At 48.4% G+C, this 23,390-nt stretch carries 25 protein-coding genes, 1 pseudogene and 1 other annotated feature; of the genes and pseudogenes, 6 read left to right on the forward strand and 20 right to left on the reverse strand.

Features of this window, described 5'->3' with window-relative positions; all coding sequences use genetic code 11:
- Window positions 1-68 precede the first annotated feature (68 nt).
- The gene (locus tag EL268_RS20390; RefSeq protein WP_106656749.1) at window positions 69-1,157 is read left to right on the forward strand and encodes a hypothetical protein; all 1,089 of its coding nucleotides are present in this window, start codon (window positions 69-71) and stop codon (window positions 1,155-1,157) included.
- An 85-nt stretch (window positions 1,158-1,242) separates the two neighbouring features.
- Here the strand turns inward: EL268_RS20390 and EL268_RS20395 are convergent, their stop codons facing one another.
- Window positions 1,243-1,815, reverse strand: coding sequence for a BofC C-terminal domain-containing protein (locus tag EL268_RS20395; protein ID WP_106656750.1), 573 nt, complete (start codon window positions 1,813-1,815; stop codon window positions 1,243-1,245).
- A gap of 217 nt (window positions 1,816-2,032) precedes the next feature.
- Here EL268_RS20395 and EL268_RS20400 point away from each other — a divergent pair, with 217 nt between their 5' ends.
- Complete coding sequence (locus tag EL268_RS20400; protein ID WP_106656751.1) at window positions 2,033-4,021, forward strand: bifunctional 2',3'-cyclic-nucleotide 2'-phosphodiesterase/3'-nucleotidase; 1,989 nt, start codon at window positions 2,033-2,035, stop codon at window positions 4,019-4,021.
- A 55-nt stretch (window positions 4,022-4,076) separates the two neighbouring features.
- Here the strand turns inward: EL268_RS20400 and EL268_RS20405 are convergent, their stop codons facing one another.
- Complete coding sequence (locus EL268_RS20405) at window positions 4,077-5,105, reverse strand: phosphotransferase (RefSeq protein WP_106656752.1); 1,029 nt, start codon at window positions 5,103-5,105, stop codon at window positions 4,077-4,079.
- Between the two features lie 183 nt (window positions 5,106-5,288).
- Window positions 5,289-6,020: a prolipoprotein diacylglyceryl transferase gene (locus EL268_RS33465; RefSeq protein WP_232029965.1), complete on the reverse strand. Its 732-nt coding sequence runs from the start codon at window positions 6,018-6,020 to the stop codon at window positions 5,289-5,291.
- Window positions 6,021-6,167: 147 nt separating this feature from the next.
- Between EL268_RS33465 and EL268_RS33470 the strand changes: the two genes are divergently transcribed.
- Window positions 6,168-6,581, forward strand: a complete 414-nt coding sequence (locus EL268_RS33470; RefSeq protein WP_232029966.1) for a hypothetical protein — start codon at window positions 6,168-6,170, stop codon at window positions 6,579-6,581.
- Between the two features lie 125 nt (window positions 6,582-6,706).
- Here the strand turns inward: EL268_RS33470 and EL268_RS33865 are convergent.
- The 6 genes and pseudogenes from EL268_RS33865 to EL268_RS20435 all read right to left on the reverse strand — a co-directional run.
- Window positions 6,707-6,829, reverse strand: a pseudogene (locus tag EL268_RS33865) (LysM peptidoglycan-binding domain-containing protein); the annotation flags it as partial.
- A 79-nt stretch (window positions 6,830-6,908) separates the two neighbouring features.
- Window positions 6,909-7,772, reverse strand: a complete 864-nt coding sequence (gene pheA, locus EL268_RS20415) for a prephenate dehydratase (protein ID WP_106656754.1) — start codon at window positions 7,770-7,772, stop codon at window positions 6,909-6,911.
- Between the two features lie 22 nt (window positions 7,773-7,794).
- A complete protein-coding gene (gene thrB, locus EL268_RS20420; RefSeq protein WP_106656755.1) occupies window positions 7,795-8,724 on the reverse strand; it encodes a homoserine kinase in 930 nt (309 codons plus the stop codon).
- On the reverse strand, window positions 8,721-9,803 hold the full coding sequence (thrC, locus tag EL268_RS20425; RefSeq protein WP_106656756.1) for a threonine synthase: 1,083 nt from the start codon (window positions 9,801-9,803) through the stop codon (window positions 8,721-8,723). The genes thrB and thrC overlap by 4 nt, the downstream gene beginning before the upstream one ends.
- The gene (locus EL268_RS20430) at window positions 9,803-11,104 is read right to left on the reverse strand and encodes a homoserine dehydrogenase (RefSeq protein ID WP_106656757.1); all 1,302 of its coding nucleotides are present in this window, start codon (window positions 11,102-11,104) and stop codon (window positions 9,803-9,805) included. The genes thrC and EL268_RS20430 overlap by 1 nt, the downstream gene beginning before the upstream one ends.
- Window positions 11,105-11,141: 37 nt before the next feature.
- On the reverse strand, window positions 11,142-11,585 hold the full coding sequence (locus tag EL268_RS20435; RefSeq protein WP_106656758.1) for an ACT domain-containing protein: 444 nt from the start codon (window positions 11,583-11,585) through the stop codon (window positions 11,142-11,144).
- A 185-nt stretch (window positions 11,586-11,770) separates the two neighbouring features.
- On the opposite strand from EL268_RS20435, the gene EL268_RS32895 reads away from it, so the two are divergent.
- The gene (locus EL268_RS32895; RefSeq protein ID WP_164724500.1) at window positions 11,771-11,923 is read left to right on the forward strand and encodes a hypothetical protein; all 153 of its coding nucleotides are present in this window, start codon (window positions 11,771-11,773) and stop codon (window positions 11,921-11,923) included.
- Window positions 11,924-11,973: 50 nt separating this feature from the next.
- Here the strand turns inward: EL268_RS32895 and EL268_RS20440 are convergent, their stop codons facing one another.
- From EL268_RS20440 to EL268_RS20480, 9 genes are all read right to left on the reverse strand, one after another.
- Window positions 11,974-13,152, reverse strand: coding sequence for an NAD(P)/FAD-dependent oxidoreductase (locus tag EL268_RS20440; RefSeq protein WP_106656759.1), 1,179 nt, complete (start codon window positions 13,150-13,152; stop codon window positions 11,974-11,976).
- Between the two features lie 42 nt (window positions 13,153-13,194).
- Window positions 13,195-13,650 carry a helical membrane plugin domain-containing protein gene (locus EL268_RS20445; RefSeq protein ID WP_047072800.1) on the reverse strand — a complete coding sequence of 152 codons (456 nt, stop codon included), beginning with the start codon at window positions 13,648-13,650 and terminating at the stop codon, window positions 13,195-13,197.
- Window positions 13,651-13,940: 290 nt separating this feature from the next.
- Window positions 13,941-14,606: a PilZ domain-containing protein gene (locus EL268_RS20450; protein ID WP_106656760.1), complete on the reverse strand. Its 666-nt coding sequence runs from the start codon at window positions 14,604-14,606 to the stop codon at window positions 13,941-13,943.
- Window positions 14,607-14,614: 8 nt separating this feature from the next.
- Entirely contained in the window at window positions 14,615-15,892 is a 1,278-nt protein-coding gene (gene obgE / locus EL268_RS20455; RefSeq protein ID WP_106656761.1) for a GTPase ObgE, read from the reverse strand.
- A gap of 13 nt (window positions 15,893-15,905) precedes the next feature.
- Complete coding sequence (locus EL268_RS20460; protein WP_106656762.1) at window positions 15,906-16,490, reverse strand: Spo0B C-terminal domain-containing protein; 585 nt, start codon at window positions 16,488-16,490, stop codon at window positions 15,906-15,908.
- 201 nt (window positions 16,491-16,691) lie between these two features.
- Window positions 16,692-16,985 carry a 50S ribosomal protein L27 gene (rpmA, locus tag EL268_RS20465; protein ID WP_005832382.1) on the reverse strand — a complete coding sequence of 98 codons (294 nt, stop codon included), beginning with the start codon at window positions 16,983-16,985 and terminating at the stop codon, window positions 16,692-16,694.
- A 7-nt stretch (window positions 16,986-16,992) separates the two neighbouring features.
- Window positions 16,993-17,343, reverse strand: coding sequence for a ribosomal-processing cysteine protease Prp (locus EL268_RS20470; protein WP_012685564.1), 351 nt, complete (start codon window positions 17,341-17,343; stop codon window positions 16,993-16,995).
- 13 nt (window positions 17,344-17,356) lie between these two features.
- Entirely contained in the window at window positions 17,357-17,668 is a 312-nt protein-coding gene (rplU, locus tag EL268_RS20475) for a 50S ribosomal protein L21 (protein WP_047072807.1), read from the reverse strand.
- Window positions 17,669-17,678: 10 nt separating this feature from the next.
- Window positions 17,679-17,757, reverse strand: a sequence feature (ribosomal protein L21 leader region).
- Between the two features lie 57 nt (window positions 17,758-17,814).
- Window positions 17,815-19,290, reverse strand: a complete 1,476-nt coding sequence (locus EL268_RS20480) for an Rne/Rng family ribonuclease (protein ID WP_106656763.1) — start codon at window positions 19,288-19,290, stop codon at window positions 17,815-17,817.
- A 509-nt stretch (window positions 19,291-19,799) separates the two neighbouring features.
- Between EL268_RS20480 and EL268_RS20485 the strand changes: the two genes are divergently transcribed.
- A complete protein-coding gene (locus tag EL268_RS20485) occupies window positions 19,800-20,678 on the forward strand; it encodes a PhzF family phenazine biosynthesis protein (protein WP_106656764.1) in 879 nt (292 codons plus the stop codon).
- Between the two features lie 427 nt (window positions 20,679-21,105).
- A complete protein-coding gene (gene aac(6')-35 / locus EL268_RS20490) occupies window positions 21,106-21,621 on the forward strand; it encodes an aminoglycoside 6'-N-acetyltransferase AAC(6')-35 (protein ID WP_106656765.1) in 516 nt (171 codons plus the stop codon).
- Window positions 21,622-21,624: 3 nt separating this feature from the next.
- Here the strand turns inward: aac(6')-35 and EL268_RS20495 are convergent, their stop codons facing one another.
- Window positions 21,625-22,461: a M50 family metallopeptidase gene (locus EL268_RS20495; protein WP_106656766.1), complete on the reverse strand. Its 837-nt coding sequence runs from the start codon at window positions 22,459-22,461 to the stop codon at window positions 21,625-21,627.
- Window positions 22,454-23,239 (reverse strand): M23 family metallopeptidase, encoded by a 786-nt coding sequence (locus EL268_RS20500; RefSeq protein WP_106656767.1) that lies wholly within the window; start codon window positions 23,237-23,239, stop codon window positions 22,454-22,456. The genes EL268_RS20495 and EL268_RS20500 overlap by 8 nt, the downstream gene beginning before the upstream one ends.
- Window positions 23,240-23,390: the final 151 nt, after the last annotated feature.

Consider the following 23,390-nt stretch of genomic DNA (forward strand, 5'->3'; position numbering starts at 1 on the left):
TATGATACCAAGATTTACGCCACATGAGCCAGACATCGAATTGAAACGATAAGCAGTGGAGGTGTTGGTTGTTGCGAAGCAAAGTCCTCATTTTATGTATATGCTTTTTCGTAATCGCACTGTCAATGCCGCACTCTGCGCATGCCAAGGTCAAGAATGACATCACGGTCACCGTTTCGGTGTCACCCGAGTCCTCCTTCCAAACGACCATGTCCTTCCGTGATCAAAAGCATTTTACGAAGCGGCTATTGGGCTCTACTACCGAAGTCGCCTCCTATAACCCGCACTGGATACGTGCTACATTGACCGTAAAAAAGCGAACGTATGTATTTGATCACGATGGCCAGCTTTATGAAAAAAAAATGCCTCGTCGTTATGTATTGGCCAACGATGTTCGCCAACGGATCGAAGAAATGGTCAAATCCGTAGAGGCTGTCCATTTTGCACAGGCTATCCCTTGGGAACAGGTGAAAAAAACGTTGAAACGGATGGAGTTTGGTACCGTGATTGATTTAGAGACAGGCCAACGTTTTGATGTCCAGCGCAGAGCAGGCAATCGCCATGCCGATGTTCAACCGTTGACGCGCAAGGATACACAGACCATGAAGAACATTTATCAGGGGAAATGGTCGTGGAAGCGCAGAGCCATTCTGGTAGAGGTAGACGGTACTTATTTTGCAGCATCCATGCACGGAATGCCTCATGGCGCTGGTGCGATTAAAGGAAATGAATTCCCTGGGCATTTTTGCATCCACTTTTTCGGCAGCTCCACCCATCGGCACAAAGAGCCCGATCCTAGTCACAGCATGATGATTCTCAAAGCATCCGGAGCACTTGCAACTACAATAAAAGGGGCGTCTCCTGAAGAACTCGTCGGCTATTTCCTGACCGCTCTGCATGAGCACGACACCCATGCGATGCGAATGACAACAGATGGCTTTACGCTTCCAGAAGGGCTGTCTTCGATCGAGTCTGTACGATCGTCAGAAATCATCATCCCGTCAGACGAACGCGGTCCCCTGTTGATAGAGGTTCCTGTTCGGCTCTCATATATTGCCCGGGAAGGCGGTAATTTTCGAGGGACATGGAAGTTTCTTTTGCGCCGCGAAGTTCCGGGGGAACGCTGGCGAATCATTGCGGTTGAACTGAATGAATAGCAATGGAAGCAAAAATCCCTTTCCAGTCCAATACGTGCTTGTTACACGAAAGGCTCGAAAGGGATTTCTTTTGGTCTAACCATTTTCATTGTCCACTCCATTGGTATTCGCCATAGGTGGACAACACACTGTTATACTCTGCCAGATTCCGAATGCGAATCCCCCGTTTCAGATTCTCCCATTCCTCTTTTGGCAGACTCGCTTCCATTTTTGCAGTATCGATTCGATAAAAGGTTTGCACGACCTCTTGTTCAGCAGGCAGACCATGAAAGAGAGTAAGCATGCCGTCCGCAGCTATTCCGATATGCCCATTCTCCTTGCATGCTGGTGCTATATCCTGCTCGCGTTTCATTAAGATCATCTTGACAGGTTCTGCTTGTACAATTTCCCATCCATTATAGTTGCCCATGACGTCTGCCAGTTGATTGGCATGAACTGACACATGCTCTTCGTCTCGCACTCCACACAAATAATGGCGAGCTAAAACCAGTTCATACGACGTCCCCGCGACTACATCTGCTTTGCCTGAATGGTTCAGTAAACGAGCAAGACCCGAATCGTTTCCGTCCTTTCCTACTAATAGGATACCGACTACGATGCCTGTGGCTAATGCTGTACCCCACGTCGCGTAAACCATCCACTTTTTCTTCTCAGTCACATAGAACCCCTTCTTTTATATAGGCTTTTCTTCCTATGATTTCCAAAAGGAAAGAGGGACATACGGGACCAATGAGGGATTGACGTTATATTTTTTTATTTTTGTCAATACAAAAAATTAATATACTATTTCATCTGGCTATCTATCCAGCTTCCGAATCTAATGATAAACTATTTTTGCTTGGCATTATTGTAAACTTATGGAGGTCATTTCAAACATGAAAAAAACGAACAAAAAAATGCTGACCGCTTTCCTCCTCAGCACTTCTTTGGTTGTTGGCGCTCTCTCATTTCCTCTTACTCCTGTAAGCGCGCAAACTGGTTCTGTCCTTAAGCTCCGCCTGTTGGAAACGACTGATATCCACACCAACATCGTTAACTATGACTACTATCAAGACAAAAACACAGACGAGTTTGGCCTCGCAAAAACAGCGACATTGGTCAAAAAAGCAAGAGAAGAAGTGAAAAACAGCATCCTGATCGACAACGGTGACTTGTTGCAAGGAAACCCATTGGGCGACTACGTGGCAAAAATCGACCCGTTGAAAGCTGGAGATACTCACCCTGCTTACAAGGCAATGAACCTGATGGACTATGATGTTGCCAATATCGGTAACCACGAGTTCAACTTTGGTTTGGAGTTCTTGGACACCAGCTTGAAGGGTGCAAAATTCCCTTACATAAACTCCAACGTCTATGTAGACGACAAGGACAAAAACCCGGACAATGACAAAAACATGTACACTCCTTACGAAATCCTGGAGCGCACATTTAAAGATGAGAATGGTAAAGATGTAAAGCTCAAAGTGGGCGTTATCGGTTTTGTACCACCACAAATTATGCAGTGGGACAAGGCTCACCTGGAAGGAAAAGTAATTGCGAAGGACATCGTGGAAACTGCCAACAAATTCGTACCTGAAATGAAGAAAAAAGGTGCGGACATCATCATCGCAGTTCCTCACTCCGGAATTGGCCCTATCGAGGGTGGTCCTCAATTGGAAAACGCTAGCTACCAGCTGAGCAAAGTAGAGGGAATCGACGCGATCCTGTTCGGACACTCCCACTCCGTATTCCCAGGTCCTGGATTCGATAAAATTCCAGGCATTGATGCAGAAAAAGGAACGATCAACGGCAAACCAGCTGTGATGCCTGGCTTCTGGGGCAACCACCTCGGCGTGATCGACCTGACGCTGAAACAAGAAAACGGAAAATGGAAAGTGGCTGAGTCCGCTACCAAAGTAGTTCCGATTTATGACAAAGCGAACAAAGCATCCTTGGCTGATGCAGACAAAGCTATCGTGGATGCAGTAAAAGAAGATCACGATAAAACAGTTGAATGGGTTCGTTCTGCTGTAGGGAAAACATCTTCCCCGATCTTCAGCTACTTTGCACTTGTGCAAGATGACCCATCTATCCAAATCGTAACCAATGCACAAAAATGGTTCGTTGAGAAAAACGTGAAGGGTACAGAATACGAAGGCATTCCAGTTCTGTCTGCTGGTGCACCATTTAAAGCAGGCGGCCGTAACGGAGTAAGCTACTACTCCAATATCCCAGCTGGTACAATCGCCATCAAAAACGTATCTGACCTGTACATCTACCCGAACACATTGAAGGCGGTTCTGGTCGATGGAGCTACCGTGAAAGAATGGTTGGAGCGCTCCGCTGGACAGTTCAACCAAATCGATGTGAAGAAAGCAGATGAGCAACCACTCATCAACGAGACTTTCCCAACGTACAACTTTGATGTAATCGACGGTGTTACTTATCAAATCGATGTGACACAGCCATCCAAATACGCTGTGGATGGAAAAGTAGCAAACAAAGATGCAAACCGCATCAAAAACCTGTCTTTTAACGGCAAACCAGTAAAACCTGAAGACAAATTCATCGTCGTAACCAACAACTACCGTGCAAGCGGCGGCGGTGCGTTCCCAGGTTTGGATGGCAAAAACATCGTCATCGATTCCCCAGATGAAAACCGTCAAATCGTAATCGACTACATCCTGAACCAAAAAAATATCGACCCAGCAGCAGACAACAACTGGTCTTTTGCTCCAGTAGATGCGAAGCTGAACGTTACATTCACTTCTTCTCCTGACGCGAAACCATTCGCTGAAAAATTGTCCAATATCAAGTTCATCAACGTATTGGAATCTGGGTTTGCGAAATTCTCCATTGATCTGTCCAAGCCTGCTTCCAAGTAAGCTTGTCAACAACACAAACATCCCTCTTATGAGAGGGATGTTTTGTTTTATCCGACTATCCAACAAAATGGTAATGCCCCCACGGAGATCGTTGGAAAATTCGTTCTCCGTCGTTTAAAAAGCGTTGGCGATTCGCCATCACTTTGCCTTCCATTTGGATCAACTGCATGACACCCCGCATGTGGTAGCCCGGGCGCTGACTATACAAGCCCGTTACCTCCCGCAAGAAATTATCCGGATAGCGAAGCAATTGATGCACAGCCCAAATCTGAGTATCCGATAAATAGTTGACGTTACTGTAAGCTTCCATCGCTTCCACGAATGAATCCATGCGGTATTCCTGCATCAGTAGCATCCGCGACATCAATTGTACGAGGTCAACCAGCTGAAGATCATGACCGACAGTATCAAGGTCAATCAAATAGCAACTGCCTCGCTCCGTAAGCAAAAAGTTATGGCTCGCCACGTCTCTGTGTGCGAGTGTCCCCCGCTCCATGGCTACATACATTTCTGGCGTCAAAGGCAGCTTGTAAGCAGATTGAAGCAGCTCCTTGCCATCTCGAAGGACGTGATCTGCCTGTTGGGAAATGAGTTGCTCCAGTTTGCTCTGGGGGCCTTTCTGTTCAATCGACCACATCAGCCGCTCAAAGTATTCCAAGCGGCTCTCCCATTTATCTAAAAGAGCCGGTTTTCCTTCATACGCATACGAAAGGTCAATAGGAAAGCCCTGAGCTGCAACATGAAAACGTGCCAATGTTTCTGCTGTTTTTTTGACATCGAAAAGAGAAGCGTTATCTGCTTCATGGCCATCAATCATTTTCATGATGGTGTAATGGCGCCCTTCAAACGCAAAAATTTTGGACCCTTCCTGATTCGCCACATACTGCACGGTATGATGAAAGCCCTTCTCATGTAGTGCATCTGCTAACTCTGTCACCCACACAGCTTTTTCGACCTGCTTATATCCTTTGAGTATCCAGTGGCCCCGGTCTGTTTTTAACAGGTTGACGTTTCGCTTCGGCTTCACCCCGTAGATTTGACAGCGAAAAGCCTTTTCAATGGTGGATAGGATTCCTTTGTTCATCCCATACCCTCTCAGTACGAAGAGGATTCTTCATGCCCATCTCCCCAGTTCGGCCAAACCCCTTGTTCAGGCATAGATGCCATACACGGGGAAGGCGGGAACATCACGTTATTGTGAATCTCCTGTGGGGAACGATTGTACTTGCCTTTGCGGCCTCTGTACTCCGGGACTTCAGAAGAACACTCACATGATGATGACTCCACTGGTTCCGGGCACACAGGCTTCTTCGCTCGTGGCCGCTTTAATGGCATGGGTGGAAATGGTGGTGGGCATGGATAAGGAAACGGCATCGGTCTGATCGGTGGTGGGACGATTGGAAATGGATTGATTGGTCGAATTTGTTCTGGACTCACTATCGGCCGTCGATTTGGATGAAACGGGCCAATCCACGGGTTCCCCCACGGTGGGCAAGGCGGAAATGGCGGGCATGGTGGCGGGAACGGAGGTGGGAATGGCTGGAATGGCCGCACCTGTGGAGATGGCCTGCGGTCTTGCTCTGGGCTTACCCTCGTTGATGGCTTCAGCTTCTGTTGCGGACTCACTTTTGAAGGCGGCTTGAGCTGCTGTTCTGGGCTCACCTTCGAAGGCGGCTTCTGCGGCCGCAACGGACTCACACGTGGAGGTGGATAGTTTGGCTGCATCGGTTGCAATGGACTTACCCGTGGCGGCGGATAGTTTGGTTGCATCGGTTGCAATGGACTTACCCGTGGTGGCGGGTAGTTTGGTTGCATCGGTTGCAACGGACTTACCCGTGGCGGCGGGTAGTTTGGCTGCATCGGTTGCAACGGACTTACCCGTGGCGGCGGGTAGTTTGGCTGCATCGGTTGCAACGGACTTACCCGTGGTGGCGGATAGTTCGGCTGCATCGGTTGCAACGGACTTACCCGTGGTGGCGGATAATTCGGCTGTGGGCAAGGTGGGCATACATATGCTGGCGGTCGTGTAGGCTGTAATGGCAAGACCTGAGTCGGTGGTCTATATGGGATGTTGGGCACATTTTGATTCGGTGGAATCGCTGGTGGATATATATACGGACTCACTCTGGTTGGAGGTGGAGTCGGTATGAGTGGACGTATAGGAACAGGCGGTTCCGGTGGCAGCACATTTGGCTTGCCTGAAATGTTCGGTGGTTTATACGGTGGCTTCTCAATCGGTTCTGCAGGTTTTTCAATTAGTTCTTCAATTGGTCTTTCAATCGGCTCTGTTGGTTTTGGGATTGGCCGTGTCGGTGGAGGTGGCGGTAATGTTGGTGGTGCCGTTGGCCTGACTACCTCGGGTGAAACAGTAGGAACTGGCGGCTTTGGCATCTCCTTGGGTGGTCTGGTGGGAATGGGAGCCGGCGGTAGGGTAGGTCTGGTCTCCTCCCTTGATTCGATTTCCACCTCTCCTGATTCTTCCGGCTCAATTGGCCGCCTCTCGATTTCTTGCGGTACCTCCATCTCTTCCTCTTCCGTAATCGGTCTTTCTTTCACATAAGGGGCCGCCTCACTCATTGGATGGGGGGGCGTTGTTCTTTGCGGTGGTCGGACAGGAACTTGTTTCGCCGGAATCTTGATTCTCGCTCCAGGATAAATTGTATCGGGAGTTTTTAATTGACTATTAAGGCGTAACAGTTCTTTGTAATCGACGCCATATCTTTTGGCGATCTTCCACATCGTATCGCCTTTTTGGACGATGTGTATTCTCAATGTTTTTCTCCTCCCTTGCACCAAACTCCCTAACATCGTATGCAGTCATGGGCGTTTTGCTCCTTGACGCCACTCCTTTGTTGGGAGGGAGTAGAAAAAGAAAAAACCAATCCCTCTAGGAATTGGTCTGATGCATATAAAATGGATACGTCCCGAGCTGGCGAACTTGACAACCAATAGCTTCAATCTCCGCAAACGCTCCTGGCAACAAGACGTCGTCCATCTTCTGCTCAATGTCGATGACAAAATAATAGCTTCCGAGTGCTTTCTTCGTTGGACGTGATTCGATGCGAGACAAGTTGACTTTTCTCCAAGCAAAAGCAGCCAGCACTTGATACAAGGCTCCCGGGAAATCTTCCGGCAGCGTGACCAGTATGGTCGTCTTTTCCTTGCGGGAAACCGGCAGCTCAAGACTTTCCTGACCGACAAGAACAAAGCGCGTGTAGTTATTCGAATAATCTTGAATTTGTTCACGTGCAAACTCCAATGGATAAATCTCTACATTCAATCGAGTTCCAACAGCAGCCCACGGCTCTTCTGGATGCTCACTCACCATTTTTGCAGCCAATGCCGTACTGTTTACCGTTTCAATCGCTGCTTCCGGCAAATTCTCACGCAAAAAGTTGTGGCTTTGTGCAATCGCTTGAGGATGTGACATTACTCTCTTAATCGCGGACAAAGGCAATGGGTGCTCTCTTTTTGCCACCAACAAGTTTTGCGTAATCGGCAGTGCGAGCTCCGCCAAAATGGGCAGATCTACTTCGTGAATGAGCCAATCGAGTGTAGAGTTGACCGTTCCTTCAATGGAGTTTTCCATCGGTACAACACCGTATGCCACTTCATTTTTGGAAACAGCGTCTAGTACTTCAATAATACTTGGGTACGGAACGAAAGACAGCTTTTGTCCGAGCGACAATATCCTCGCTGCTTCTTCGGTAAACGTTCCACGCGGTCCTAGAAAAGCAAGTTTCTTCTCCATGGCTACTCCTATCCACTATGGTCTATCTCTGATGGATTTCTAGCTGTACGCCATTTTCGTCCGGTTGCAAGATCATCACGCGGTACGAGATGTCGTGCCCTTTCATCACTCTGTCCACAAAAGCACGCAGCTTCTCTAATTCTTCATCCGAAGAGAAAAAGCAGAGGATCGTCGGTCCAGCGCCGCTCAAAGCAGCCCCCAGTGCCCCGTGTTCAGTCGCTTTGTCCAGGATTTCGTTCAAGCCAGGTACAAGCTTTGCTCGATACGGCTGATGCAGCCGATCCGACATTGCCCGCCCCATCAGGTCTAGTCTGCCTTGTGCCAGTGCAGCAACTAGCAAACTACTATGACCCACATTATATACAACATCCTCTCTGCTGTACACCTGTGGCAAGACGTTCCGCGCTTTTTCTGTCGAGAGCATGAATTCTGGGATCACGACAAGAGTCTGCAATCCCGCAGGGGCAGAAAACCGCACATAAGGAATGGGTTCCCCTGGTACCTCAGGCATCGTCGCAACAATGATACCGCCAAACATCGAAGCTCCCGCATTATCCGGATGCCCTTCCAGGCGTGTTGCCTTTTCAAACAACTGTTCACGCGTAAATGGTTCGCCAGCGAGATGGTTAGCTGCTACGAGTGCACCTACAATCGCAGCGGCACTGCTACCCAATCCCCTCGTCAGGGGAGCGTCACTGGAAGCACGGATCGCGAGCTCAGGAATAGCGAGACCTGCTTCCTGAAACAAACCCGCCGCAACCTTGTACAGAAGATTATTTTTGTCCGTCGGTGTTCCTTGCAGCTCCTTGCCCATCATCTCTACCGTCGTATGATCGCTGATTTCCATTTCTACAACAGAATACAACTGGAAAGCCATTCCCAGCGCATCGAATCCTGGTCCCAGATTCGCTGTCGTTGCCGGTATGGTTACTTTTACACGTCGTCCATTCATGATACAATTTCTCTCCCACTTTGACGAACCAGCTCCATCACAGCTTCATGTGTCGCCGGAACAGAACGCGGCTCTTCACCTACCAGCTTCAAAGCGATGTTTGGATCTTTTAGTCCGTTTCCAGTCAATACGCACACGATCTGGCTGCCAGATTGAAGCCTTCCAGCCTCATGCAGCTTGATAATGCCAGCCAGCGATGCTGCCGAGGCAGGCTCACAAAACACACCTTCACTCTTCGCCAGCAAATGATAGGCATGTAAAATTTCTTCGTCCGTTACACTATCGACGAGACCGCTTGATTTCGAAATAGCATTCAAAGCGCCATCCTTGCTCGCTGGGTTGCCAATGCGAATAGCTGTCGCAATCGTTTCAGGGTTGGCTACTGGTTCGCCGTGAACCAACGGAGCTGCTCCCGCTGCCTGGAATCCGTACATCTTAGGCAAGCGACTCGATTTATTAGCTGCGAAATATTCCTCGAAACCCTTCCAGTATGCTGTAATGTTACCTGCGTTACCAACTGGAATGGCCAAAATGTCAGGTGCGTCCGCCAGCGCATCGCACACTTCAAATGCCGCGGTCTTTTGTCCTTCGATCCGGTAAGGGTTCACGGAATTCACCAGTGTTATCGGCTCTTTCGCTGTGATTTCGCGAACGATATCCAGTGCTTCATCAAAATTACCGTCAATCGCGATGACTTCTGCGCCATAGGCGATAGCCTGTGCCAGCTTGCCCAATGCGATATTGCCGTTCGGGATCAGGACGATGCAACGCAACCCTGAGCGTGCCGCATACGCCGCTGCTGCTGCTGACGTATTCCCCGTCGAAGCGCACATGATTGTGTTGCTTCCCTCTTCTACCGCTTTGGCTACAGCCATGACCATGCCTCTATCTTTAAAAGAGCCGGTCGGATTGAGCCCCTCGTACTTAACGTACAGCTCCACCCCCAATTGTTTGGATAGGTTCGGGGCATGGATCAAGGGAGTGTTTCCTTCATGCAAGCTGACCAGCGGAGTTTTTTCTGTGATCGGGAGAAATTCCCGGTAACGTGCCAGGATGCCAGACTGTCGATCAGAACCCATTATTTGTCTCCTCCTTCTACACGGTAGCAGCTCTGTACAGTTGATACGATATCCATCTGCTCCATGTAAGCCAGTACCGCATCCATGTCACTTTTTGAGGACATGTGTGTAATCATGATAATCTCCGCTTCACGTCCGTTGTTAAACGGTTGCTGGATGACTTGCTCAAGGGAAATATTTTTGTCTGCCAACAGTTGTGTAATTTGAGCAAGAACACCGCGTTTATCTGCAACTACGATGCGCAGGAAGTATTTCGAGAATTTTTCGCTGTCTTCTTTCAATACTTTTTCTTTGTATGGAGCAACCATTCCGCGTCCGTTCACTCCTAGCTTTCTGTTTTTGACGACAGTGACCAGGTCAGACACAACGGCGGTAGCAGTCGGCAATTCACCTGCGCCCGGCCCGTAAAACATGGTTTCTCCTACCGCTTCCCCATGAACGTACACGGCATTAAAGACACCATTTACGGAAGCGAGTGGATGAGATTTCGGAACCAGAGTCGGCTGCACACTTACCTCAATCGCCTCTTCGTCACGACGAGCCAGTCCGAGCAGCTTGATTTCATAGCCCAGTTGCTTGCCATAGGCGATATCTTCCTTGCTCACGGAACTGATCCCTTTTACGTCCACATCTTCGAGCTTCATCGGTACACGGAAGCCCAGCGTTGCCAGAATCGCCATTTTGCGGGCGGCATCAAAGCCCTCCACATCAGAGGTTGGGTCCTGCTCCGCATAGCCCAGTGCTTGTGCTTCTTTCAATACCTCGCTATAGTCTGCGCCCTCTTGACTCATTTTGGTCATGATGTAATTGGTCGTTCCGTTGACGATCCCCATCATTTTCGCGATACGGTCTGAGGAGAACCCTTCAACTAACGCGCGCAAGATCGGTATTCCGCCTGCCACGCTTGCCTCGTAGAAAACGTCACAGCCCTTTTCTTGCGCTTTCTCTAAAATTTCGGCTCCGTGCAACGCCATCAGATCTTTGTTGGCTGTTACTACGTGCTTGCCACGTTCGAGTGCACCCAAAATGTATTCCTTGGCAGGGTGAATGCCGCCAATCACTTCTACGATGACTTCGATTTCCGGATCATCCAAAAGACTAGCAGGGTCAGTGGTCAGCGTGCTTTCCATGGATGAAATATTGCGAGATTTTTCCGCATCTTGAACAAGAATACGGGATATCTCAATACTGAGGCCGGTCTGCTTTTGCAAATCCTCTTGATGTGCTTGAATAATGCGTACGACACCAGTCCCGACTGTCCCAAAACCCATCAATCCCAATTTAATGCTCTGCTTCTCCATGTCTCTCTCCCCTGCCTTTTCTTTGATTGTTTTTTGTTTAGCCTCTACCGACGATCATCGCTTTGCGAACGCCCGGGATCAGCTGCAAGCTATCCAAAAACTCCGTGCTAGATACGCGAAGATTAGCCATATCGACTGACATGGATATGGTAGCAATCCCTTGAAGTGGTATCGTCTGATTGATGGTCAATACGTTTCCACCTTGATCTGCTACATAGGTGAGCACTTTGGACAAGTAACCTGACATGTGATCCAAAGAGAAAGTAAACGTCATAATTTTTTCGCTCATCATCGCATTGAACGGAAAAATGCCATCTTTGTACTTATAAAAAGCACTGCGACTCAATCCTACCCGTTCAACCGCTTCATTCACGGTATCCACTTCGCCGGATTCCAGCATCTTCTTGGCTTCAATCGTTTTGGCAATCGATTCTGGCAGGATGTCAGATCGAATCAAGTAGAATTTTTCTTCCTTTTTCATGCGTTGTGTCCTCCTGAGAAAAACAGTTGTTTCTTCATAGAGGACATTATAACGGAAAGCATGTAATGTGACAATCCTTATCCGTCACTTTTTTTCATCGGATCATATTTGGTTTACTTTGATTACATGAGGGGGAGCTTCTTCGCGCACAATAATGCGTATCGTATGGAGGAGGTGAAAGGCAAATGGCCGGACGTGGAAAGTCAGATAAATCGGAGCGCCGCAACAATCACCCAGCTGGTAAGCCAAGCAGTCTCGATCAGTTTGGCAATGACATGCGAGGTAAAAAAATGGCACAGTCCCCAAACGTGATTGAAGACCCCAGCGGAAACGGATAAACAAGCACAAAAAACCCGGGACATCATGATCCCGGGTTTTCCTGATTCAATTAGTATGCCAAAGAGGACAAACCATTAATATGAGTCAAGTAGCGAACGTTACTCGCTTCTTTCATCAAGGTTGCAGGCAGGCCTTTCAGCTTCAGTTGGCTTGCACCGATTGTTCCGATCGCGTCTTTACGGCCCAGGCTACCCAGTGTACCGGAGAATACCGGTTTGAAAGTATCCATTTTGGTGCCGTTGAAGTGCGCGAAGAGATTGTGACCAACTACTTCTCCCATTTGCCATGCCAGCTGCGCAGTCGGAGGGAATGGACGACCTTCTGGCCCCATTACGACCGCACTGTCACCTGCGAGGAATACATCAGGGTGAGAAGTGGATTGCAGGAATTCTGTAACAGTTGCACGCCCGCGGTTTACTTCCACGCCGCACTCAGCTACTACGCGATTTCCTTGTACGCCACCTGTCCATACCATTGTTTTGGTTTCAATGGTACCGCCATCTTTCAAGCAAACCGTGGTTTCTTTCATTTCCGTTACAGGGACGCCTGTCAGGAATTGAACGCCGCGTTTTTCCAAGCTCTTTTTCGCACGCTCAACCAGGTCAGGAGCAAAACCAGCCAAAATGGATGGACCTGCTTCTACACAGTAGATGGATACGTCTGCAAAGTCTACGCCGTGTTTATGGCACAGATTTGGCAGCATATCAGCGAATTCCCCAACCAGCTCGATACCTGTCAGGCCGCCACCACCTACAACGAAGGTAGCATCTGCTTTATTTTTGCTCGTCTTGTATTCAATCACGCGCTCTGCGAGGTGTGCACGCAGACGATTTGCTTCTTCTACAGACTTCAGTGTAAAGCTGTACTCTTGCAGACCTGGGATTCCGAAGAATGCGGTTTCACTACCCAGCGCAATAACCAAAGCATCGTATTTAATGGACTCGCCGCTCGCCAGTGTTACACGTTGGGAATCGAGACCAATGTTTTCTACCGTGTCCACTACGAGGTTAATCTCTTTGCCACGCAGCAATCTTTCCAGAGGGAGCGCCACGTTTTGTTCAGACAGGTTTCCTACTGCCAAGCGGTGCAGTTCCGTAATGATTTGGTGAGTAGGAAAACGGTTTACCACCGTGATCGACGCTTCTTCAGCCGTCATGTATTTACGTGCAGTCAATGCGCTGAGCAAACCGCCATAACCGCCGCCTAGAATCAGAATATGCTTCGCCATGCCCAATCCTCCGTCCTTGTCTTCCATTCCATAATAAAAATACTAGCGTTTTTGTTGTTGACGTTCTGCGGTTACTTCCAGGAATGCTTGTGCGAAACGCAATGTTTTTTGTACTTGCGGATCTTTGAGCATTTTGAGAATACCGAACAAACCGATCGTAGACTCTTCTACATGAACACGGTCATTGGCCTCAATGGCTGCTTGCGCAATACCTTTCGCTTTATCAGAGATCGGTTTTACGAACTCTTCCATTCCGCCTTTGATGTCGTCGATCAATACGTGATCATTTGCTACTGTTTGTACCAAATCATATGTTTTGGTCAAAAGAGTTGTCAGCTCCGCCAATTTAGGCAGGTTCGCCACCAATACGTTAAGTGACTCTTGGATTTCTGGTTTCATCAACTGATCGAGTACATCTTGTTGCTGCGCTGGTGCCAGAGTAGCAGTGCTTGCTACTTCAGCAGCAGCTTGAGCTTGTTGCGTAGTTGTTTGAGACATAAAAAAAACGTCCTCCTTTGCTTTGGAATAGAGGCCTTTCATTCTCGATGCCTGTTCATACGAGTAACGGCCGCTATTCTCCCTGAAAATCCGGTTTAAAATTGCTTGTAACATTTTTCACAAAGCGAAACAGACAACGGATTCGAATAATCAAAAGTGAATGATTTCACAAGAATTTATTCAGGAAAGCGTACACAACAAATTCTTAAGTGAACAGGCTCGATTTAGAACTCTATGTACTCTACTATATACCTTCTTCACAGGAACATCAAAGGAAAAAAACCGCTTCCTTAGGAAGAAGCGGTAGTTGAGAGCTTTTTATAGTAATCTTTGATGAGTTCATGGTGCTTTTCACTGATATCCGTAAAGATTAATTCAATGATCGATTGATTGTCTTGGAACGTTTTTTCCACGATTTTCGCCATCATGACGATCTCCTGCGCTTGCTTCGGTATCTTGAAAGACAAGTGGAGAAAATCGCCCTTCGACACATAACCGTCCGTTCCCAAAACAAGACGGGTTGGAGAGAATTTCAGCAACACTGCCTCGCCTTTTTCTTCGATCGGTCTAGCTCCCATCACCTTGTAAGGGACAGAAATACCGAGATCGGGGGAGATGGGATCCTGCTTGCGCTTTTGTGTAATTTCTACCCCTACACTAATCGGAATCATCCCTAAAAGCTTGATCGGCCAAAGCGTTTGCTCCGAAACTACTTCCAAATCAATGGTGTTTACTGCCGCATCCGTTTCCCAACGAATGCGTACAGTTGATCCGAGAAGCTCTGCTTTCGTTTCAGGCTTCATCTCACAGGAAACTACGAGATAACTGCCCTTTGCATGTTCAACCATAACTTGGACAGGTGTCTTCACCTGCTTGGAGATGATTAGCGGTAGCGCCGCACCGCGTTGGAGTCGTTTATCCCCCAAAAATGGGTTCAGTGATGGGATATCAATCATGGTTTTTGTCACTCCACAAAGTCAAACTCTAATTTGCCGATCCGAACGGTATCCCCGTCTTTTGCTCCCAGTTTGCGCAGAGCATCATCTACACCCATGCTGCGCATTTGTCTTGCAAAACGCTGGGCTGCATCATAGCTGTTCAGATTCGTCATGCGTACGAGCTTCTCGATCTTTTCACCGCTGACCACGAACACTTCGTTATCACGCGTAATTTCGAATGCCTCTGGTTCTTTTTCTGCTCGGAAGACCACGCGCTCTTCCACTTCCGCAACTTCTTCGACAGCAGGCTTGTCCGGAATCGTCGCCAAGGTATCCCCGATCGCATACATCAATTCTTGTACGCCTTGACGGGTTGCAGCAGAGATCTCGTACACCTTCACATCTGGAGCCTTTTCCTTGAAAATACGCAGGTTTTCCTCTGCTTCTGGCAATTCCATTTTGTTCGCGACTACAATTTGCGGACGATCTTCGAGCTTCAGGTTATACATTGTCAGCTCTCGGTTGATCTGCAAATAATCCTCGTATGGATCGCGTCCATCTACCGCTGCCATGTCAATCACATGGACGATCAAGCGCGTACGCTCTACGTGACGCAGGAATTGGTGACCAAGACCCACACCTTCATGTGCGCCTTCAATCAATCCTGGCAAGTCAGCCATTACGAAGCTCTGCTCGCCCAAGTCCACAACACCCAGATTCGGTGTCAGCGTCGTAAAGTGGTACGCTGCAATTTTTGGCTTCGCCGCTGTTACACTGGACAGCAACGTGGATTTTCCTACACTTGGATAGCCAACCAAGCCCACATCTGCAATCAGCTTGAGCTCCATGACAATGTAACGCTCTTGACCTGGCTCTCCGTTCTCCGAGATGTGTGGGGCTGGATTCGAAGAGTTGGCAAAACGAATATTGCCTCGTCCACCGCGTCCGCCTTTTGCGATCACAGCACGTTGCCCCTGCTCCACGAGATCGGCAATCACTTCTTTGGTATCATCATCAATGACAGTTGTTCCCGGTGGCACGCGCACGATCATATCTTCCGCGCCTGCTCCGTGCTGAGATTTGTTGCGGCCGTGCTCTCCGCGTGGTGCTTTGAAATGTCGTTGATAGCGGAAATCTACCAGTGTACGCAGACCTTCATCCACGACAAACACGACATCTCCACCTTGACCGCCATCTCCACCTGCTGGACCACCCAGCGGTACGTACTTCTCCCGGCGAAAGGAGACGGCTCCGTTACCACCGTCCCCGCCTTTTACATATACTTTTACCTGATCGACAAACATGGTGTCACCTCTTTCATTCCGCGAATGGAACCACCAAATTCAGGACCCATTCTTCTTCCGTATGTATCCACTCGGTGACCTCCACCGTACTCTGTTCGCTTTTACGTATCAGCTTTTCCAATTCTTCCATTCCGGATGCATGAAGTACACCGGCCAGGTCAAAACGAAAATGAACGCCACACTCATCCATCTGCAAGCTTACCTGCATGCTGGCTGGTTCGTACCCGCTCTGGTCTACATGATCGTTCACTGTGCATAATATCTCTGACACCAACTGAAACAAGTCTTGCTCGCTCAAAACTACTCGCGTGAGATCCACATGATTGCACACGTCCACTTCTAAAAGCAATTCATTGTTCAGTGCGTTAAATGTCAAGAAGAAGACGGACAACAAGGAGCTATTCAATCGGGCTACCATCGATTCCTGCATCGCCATCTGTGCGATGCGCTTCAAATGGGCCTCTCCTTGTTCAGTACGGTTCAAATGCAAATAGCCGAGCAGAACCTGAACGTGGTTCAACCAGTCATGCCGCTGCCTGTTCAGAACGGTCAGCAGTTGGTCTGTCTGATGCGTAAACAGCCTCCGCTCGTCCCCCATCACATTCACCCAAGTCGATAAGAATATCTTTCCCATCTATTGTACCATAAAAAAACCTCTTTCGAGGCAAAATCATAGAAGAGCGACCGCGTTTTACTGGAAGTTTTTATGCGCTCCAGAATTTTTAAATTCCTCCTCGTTAAAAAAGACCCGGACAAAAAGAAAACCCAGCTATATCGCTGGGTTTTTCTTAACAAATATTTACGCTTCGGAAGCAACTGGCTCGATCACAACTTGTTTGCGATCACGGCCCAGACGCTTGAAACGAACAACACCATCTGCAGTTGCAAACAGAGTGTCGTCTCCGCCTTTCATTACGTTCGCACCTGGGTAAATCTTTGTTCCGCGTTGACGAACGAGAATGTTACCAGCAGTAACGAATTGCCCGTCGCCACGTTTCACGCCCAGACGTTTGGAAATGGAATCGCGACCGTTCTTTGTGGAACCTACCCCTTTTTTCGATGCGAAAAACTGAAGGTCCAAGTTAAACAGCATGTTCATATCAGACACCTCCCTGCCATTTACGATCATTTACTTTTACGTATTTACCGTAATTCGCCTCAACCGACAAAAGAGCAATTACCATGCTCTCTGCCAAAAGCTGTTGTTTCTCGCGTGCAGTCTCATCATCCGAAGAAGAAAGACTCCACTTCAAGAACCCACCGCCTTCTTGTGCGACAGCGACATCAGGAGTGATGCCGGTCAAAGGTTGGATGGCGTTTAATATACCAAAGCTGATGCCTGATACAGCAGAACAAACGATGTCTGCCCCATAGGCACCCGCATTGGCATGTCCGGAAATACTAATTTCATGGATACCGTGCTGCGCACGGCTCACGATCACTTCAATCATAACAAGTCACCAATTAAGCGTTGATCTTCTCGATCACAACTTTGGTGAATGGTTGACGGTGACCTTGCTTGCGACGGTAGTTTTTCTTGGCTTTGTATTTGTACACGATAATTTTTGCAGCTTTACCGTGTTTTTCTACTTTACCAGTTACCGTTGCACCAGCTACTGTAGGAGCTCCTGCAGTAACTTTGCCGTCTTTGCTTACGAAGAGAACTTTGTCAAAAGTAACAACGTCTCCTTCGTTGCCAGCCAATTTCTCGATGAAGAGAACTGCTCCCTCTTCAACTTTGTATTGCTTTCCACCGGTTTCGATAATTGCGTACACTGTGTGCACCTCCTATACTCAGACTCGCCTTTACAGGTGCGTCGACGAGCGACGGCTTATGTACCTGATTCGTGCGGTTACAGTATGCACGAGGCATATCTGCATGACAACCATTAGGTTATCATAGATACAATAGCCCAGTCAAGTTATTTCGATTGTAAACGCTGTGCCTCTGCCCGATTTCCGACGTACCCAATTCGAAACTCGTCTGGGCTCATAGAAGGGACAAGCTGCTTATAGACATGGACAGGCCATGTAATTGCCTCTGCTTTTTCCCACGCCTCTATCATATCCAACAATCTTGGCGGCATGTCCACGAGAACAGCCTCCACATCTTGGCTCTTTGCCAGTGCCGTGACTTCGGCGTACAAGCGCCGGAACAGCTCGTCTACTCGCCAAACTCTCCCTCGGCCCTTGCATGCCTCACACGGCTCCGTCAACCGCTCCATCAGGCTCGCACGAACTCTTTTTCGCGTCATCTCGACTAATCCGAGCGACGTCATCCCGAGAACAGTCGAAGGCACAGGGTCCTTCGCCAGCTCTTGTTTCAATCGCGAGATCACTCGCTCCTTATTGCTCTGCTCTTTCATGTCGATGAAATCAATGATCACGATGCCACCGATGTCTCGCAAGCGCAGCTGCCGGGCAATTTCAGTTGCCGCCTCCAGATTGGTCGCCGTCACTGCCTGCTCCCGCTGTTGCCCTCCCCCGCCTGTGAACGAACCGGTATTTACATCGATGACCGTCATCGCTTCTGTCCTGTCGATGACCAAGGACCCTCCACTCTTGAGCGGCACTTGTCGATCACGAGCACGAATCAGCTCCGCCTCGACACCCAAGAAGTCAAAGAGCGGCTGTTTGCCCTGATACCAGCGAAGCTTCTCTTGTACTTCCGGAGCAAAAGCTGCCAACGCCTCTTTTACCTGCTGATGAGTCGCCGCACCTTCTACCAACAGCTCATCCATTCCGTTTGCCAAACCATCTCGGAGCGCCACCTCGATCAACTCTGCATCCTGAAAAATCCGCCCGGTCGAGCGCAGTCCCTCCGCTGTTCGCAGCATATCCTGCCAGCGATTGCGCAAATAGGTCAGTTCACGAATGAGTGTCTGCTCTTCTGCTTCCGCCGCTTCCGTGCGCAGAATACAGCCTTCTCCTTGCGCTACTGTCGAAGAGATCACTTGTTGCAGTCGTTTTCGTTTGGTATCATCGGTTATTTTACGCGAAAGCGATATGCTTTCTTCAGTCGGAAGGTACACCAGGTAACGCCCCTGCAAGCTGATCCGCATCGAGATTTTTGGCGCCTTCATTTCCATTGCCTCTTTAGTCACTTGAACCAATACCTTTTGTCCTACGTGAACGCGTTCCGCAATACTTGGTTTCGCTGCTCCACCCGACTCTAAACCGACCGTGTCATCTACATACAAATAAGCATTTTGGCCTGTACCAATATCAACAAAGGCGGATTGGATGCCAGGCCTCACATCTGCGATCCGTCCTTGATAAATGTCACCAACACTTGCGTGTGCCCCTACATCCTGTGTACGCCATTCCTGCAATTTCCCGTTTTCTATAAATGCGATGCGGATGCTGCCACCTTGTGCACTGATCGCTACTTGCTTCACTGCCTTCACTCCTTATTCCCCGTGCAAACGTTGCCCCAAAGAAGGATAACCGGGCTCATAGGAAGTAATCTAACATAGCTACCAAGTCAAGGTAAAGGAGATAAACCATGATTCATGCTGGTGATGTCCAAAGAAAATAAAGTATTAGACTGAAAAATAAAGTGTTAGACTCGGAAAATAGTTGAAGACTAAGAAAATAAAGTATTAGACTTGCGGAAGCTTCATTAAGTTAACTGGCAGGTTAGCGTAATCATAGTGGCTAAAATAAGATGACCATTAAAATTAAAAGTAAAACCGCTGTCATTAATTCCATTTGTAGTTTGGAAAGCATAGCGGAAAGATTAAATCTGGAATAATTTGAAATAAGAGAACAACAGTATCGTTAAGCTAACGGGAAACGTTAGTTAAACGACAACAGCGGCAGTCTAAGACATCCGTCTCATGGCAGCGAGTGGGACGTGCTGTTGAGCACATCGTTTTTTTGAAGATAAGGAGAGGACGAGCGGAACATGAATGTGGAAGTGTATACGTTAAATGCGTTTTCGAAAGGGGAGCGTGGCGGTAATCCTGCAGGTGTTGTCTTAGAGGATGGCCTGTCGCTGGATGCTGCAGATATGCAGCTCATCGCGAAAGAATTGGGCCTTTCGGAGACGGCCTTTATGGAAAAATCCTTGCTTGCGGATTACAAAATCCGCTATTTCACCCCCGCCAGCGAAGTTGATCTGTGCGGACACGCCACGATTGCTGCATTTGGACTCATGCATGCGCTGGGTTTGGCAAAGGAAGGGACCTTCTATACGATAGAAACCAAGGCAGGGATTTTGGATGTCGATATTAGCTCCGAGGGTCTTGTTTATTTGTCACAGGCTTTACCAAAATTTCTTGAAAGGCTATCCTGTGAGGAAATAGCCCCATCCTTGGGAATGGATACCAAGGATCTGGAAACCGGGTTACCCATCCAAATTGTTTCGACGGGACTGCGGGACATTTTTATCCCGATCCGCAGCAGGAAGCTCTTGTATGAGGTTCAGCCCAATTTTGACGCTATAACCGCCATCAGCGAAAAATATGATGTGGTTGGATATCATCTGTTCACGATGGATACTCCAGACGATGCTGCTGCGGAATGCCGGAATTTTGCGCCGCTGTACGATATTCCCGAGGAAAGCGCGACAGGAACATCCAACGGTGCCCTGCTCAGTTATTTGTACCAACATGGCCAACGATCTTTGCAGGAAGTGGAGCATGTCATGTTCAGGCAAGGGTATTCGATGGATTGTCCTTCTGAAATCAAGGCAAGTTTGCGCCTGAGCGAGAGCGGTGAAATCATCCAAGTTCGAGTTGGCGGTGCAGTGGCTGGCATTGAACAAAGACGTATCATGATATAAGCGGAATTAAATAGCCTGTTTGCAGCCACTATACTATAGGGGCAAATAGGCTAATTCTGCTAATGGCAAGGCAAGGATAGATAGCAGAGGATGTATGCGTGAGTAGACGGGTTAACCGTTTTTCGTCCAATCTGTCGTTTCCTTTGATTTTGATCGTTTTGCGTTCCTCGGGGCTAACGCAATGCTGGGTCGCTTGCGTTGAAGATCGTGAGCGACACATAGTTGCATTGAGATAACGGGTACGATAGCTCAATAAACCAGGCCACTCTAACACTTTATTTTTGTGTTCTGACTGGCCTTTTTGTATGGAAGGATTGAATAGTCTAATATCTATTTTTCTAAAGTAAAGAGCTTTCTTAGACAGAAATAGCATCAAATCAACAACATCAGTCTAATACTTTATTTTCTCTGAACAGGTGATCTAAAAATAAGAGCCTTATCCCCCAATGATACCACTCATTTAGTCAAATGGCTTTCTGACGAGCGCGTCTTGGCCTATTATGAAGGTCGTGATCGGCCGCATGACGAGAAGCTCGTGCAGCAAAGCTTTTTCCCGGAAGACGATGGTGAAACTCGCTGCCTGATCTTGTACGCGGACAAACCGATTGGCTATGCGCAATTTTATCCGCTCGATGCCCCGGAAAAACAACTGTATGGGTATGCAAAAGACGACGTCGTTTACGGCATGGACCAGTTCATCGGAGAGCCTGCTTACTGGAATCGCGGTATCGGTACTCAGCTTGTTAAAGCCATCCTCCACTATCTTCACACGGAAAAACGAGCACAAAAAGTAGCGATTGACCCGCAAGCCTGGAATGAACGAGCCCTCCGTTGCTACGAAAAATGTGGCTTTCGAAAAGTAAAAGAGCTTCCTCTGCACGAATGGCACGAAGGAAGCATGCGTGATTGCTGGCTGATGGAATGGATCGCTCCTGCTGACTAAGGTCTAAAGGAGCCTGCCCACGGCGGCGTTGTGCTTTTGCTCAAAAAGAAGGGCATACAAAAGCTGTTCCTCTGCCAAGAGACCCGCCCCTTGCACGTAGAAAAGATGGGAGCATCCCCGCCGCAGCTTGTGCGAGACAGCCAGTACCGTTTCCTCGGGATGCACGCGTATCGCTTGAACGGCAGCTTCTTCTTGCTGCCTGTCGTATTTTTCCACAAGAAAGCGAAAAAATTGATAAGGAAACCGTAAAAATGCCTGAATGTTCAACACCAATAAATAAATCCCGATAACTGCTACGTTGTACTTCAACTCCAAGCTGGACATCCCCACCATGATCCCTGCAAACAGCGTACTCCCTGTCATCGATATCATCGTCGCCTGCCTATATGACATAAACCAGCATAGAACGGCCAACAAGATTCTCCCGCCATCCAACGGCCAAATTGGCAACAGGTTAAACAGTGCAATCGTCAAATTGCTTACCAAGAAAAAGCGGGCCCACTCTTCTGTCCATATCCCCATAAACCAAAACAAGTACGAAGCAGCCATCATCACCATATTTAAGAAGGGCCCAGCGAGTGCCACGACAATCTCATCCATTGGGTCCGTGGCGTACGAGTCTTCCATCGTCGCTACTCCACCAAAAGGCAGAAGCTGCACTTCCTTTACGGTCCATCCGAGCTCACGCGCCATCGCTACATGCCCCAATTCATGGATCAGCACAATGACAAACAGCGTAATGACCTCCAAAAAATGGCCTGTCACCACGGACAAGCCGATCACCGCCCAAAAAAGCAGGTGAATGCGAAACCGAATGTCGAGCCAGCCTCCCCTATTCAAACGGAATCACTTCCAAGGGATTGACAAATTGCTCATTCACTTTTGCCCCTACATACAGATGACGAGATGTCTGATCCATTACCCGAGCGGTTCCGATGACTTGACCAGGCGTTAGTACCTCGTCCTTCGTCACCCCTATACTATCGAGATTGCCCAGCCATATCTCCCGTCCTTTGGTTAGACGAACAATCACTGTCGTCCCATAATCAGGCTTTTCACCGACAAAAGCGACCCAGCCAGCTTCACCAATCGTGATTTGATCGTTCATTCCCGTATGCAGGATCACATTTGCGCTCTCTGGATCATAGGATTTTACGACTTTCCAGCTGCTGGGAAGCTTCCACACAGCAGCTGCGTCCTTCGTTGTGCTCGTAGCTGGCACCGCAGGGGGATTGGCAGGTATCGAAGGAAGCATCGTCGGGATCGGACCAAATCTTGCTTCATACCAGTCCGCTACTCCTGAAAAATTAAAATCCCGTGTCATGACTTCCCTCGCGGAGCTTTTCCAAGAGGCAGGGATCAACGTCGTTTGAAACAAAACATAAGCAGCTCCAATCAACAAGACAGATGCTAAAATTTGTACGCCCCACTTTTCATGGGACGGTGGCTGGTCCATCATTTCGTTCTCGCGCGGCGAGTAACTGAATGGGTTTGGCGTTTCTTCGATGGGATCTTTCCAATCATCGACGTAGGGAGTATAGCTGTCTCGTGACTGTGTTCGGATTCGTTCCAAACGCTCCCTCCGTCTTTCTTTTACGCGATCTACTCTTTCAAACATGTCCATCCCTCCGCAGGCCAAGCCTTTAGTATCATCCTATGACTTGTCTACCTGCTTTATGACGACCGTTGCCCCTCTCCACCGCTACAGTGTATCGGGTGTAAATACGCAAAAAAGACAGTCTCCCTATTGAGAGACTGCCTTTGAATCT

This window comes from Brevibacillus brevis (genome assembly GCF_900637055.1).
GTDB classification, from domain to species: Bacteria; Bacillota; Bacilli; order Brevibacillales; family Brevibacillaceae; genus Brevibacillus; species Brevibacillus brevis.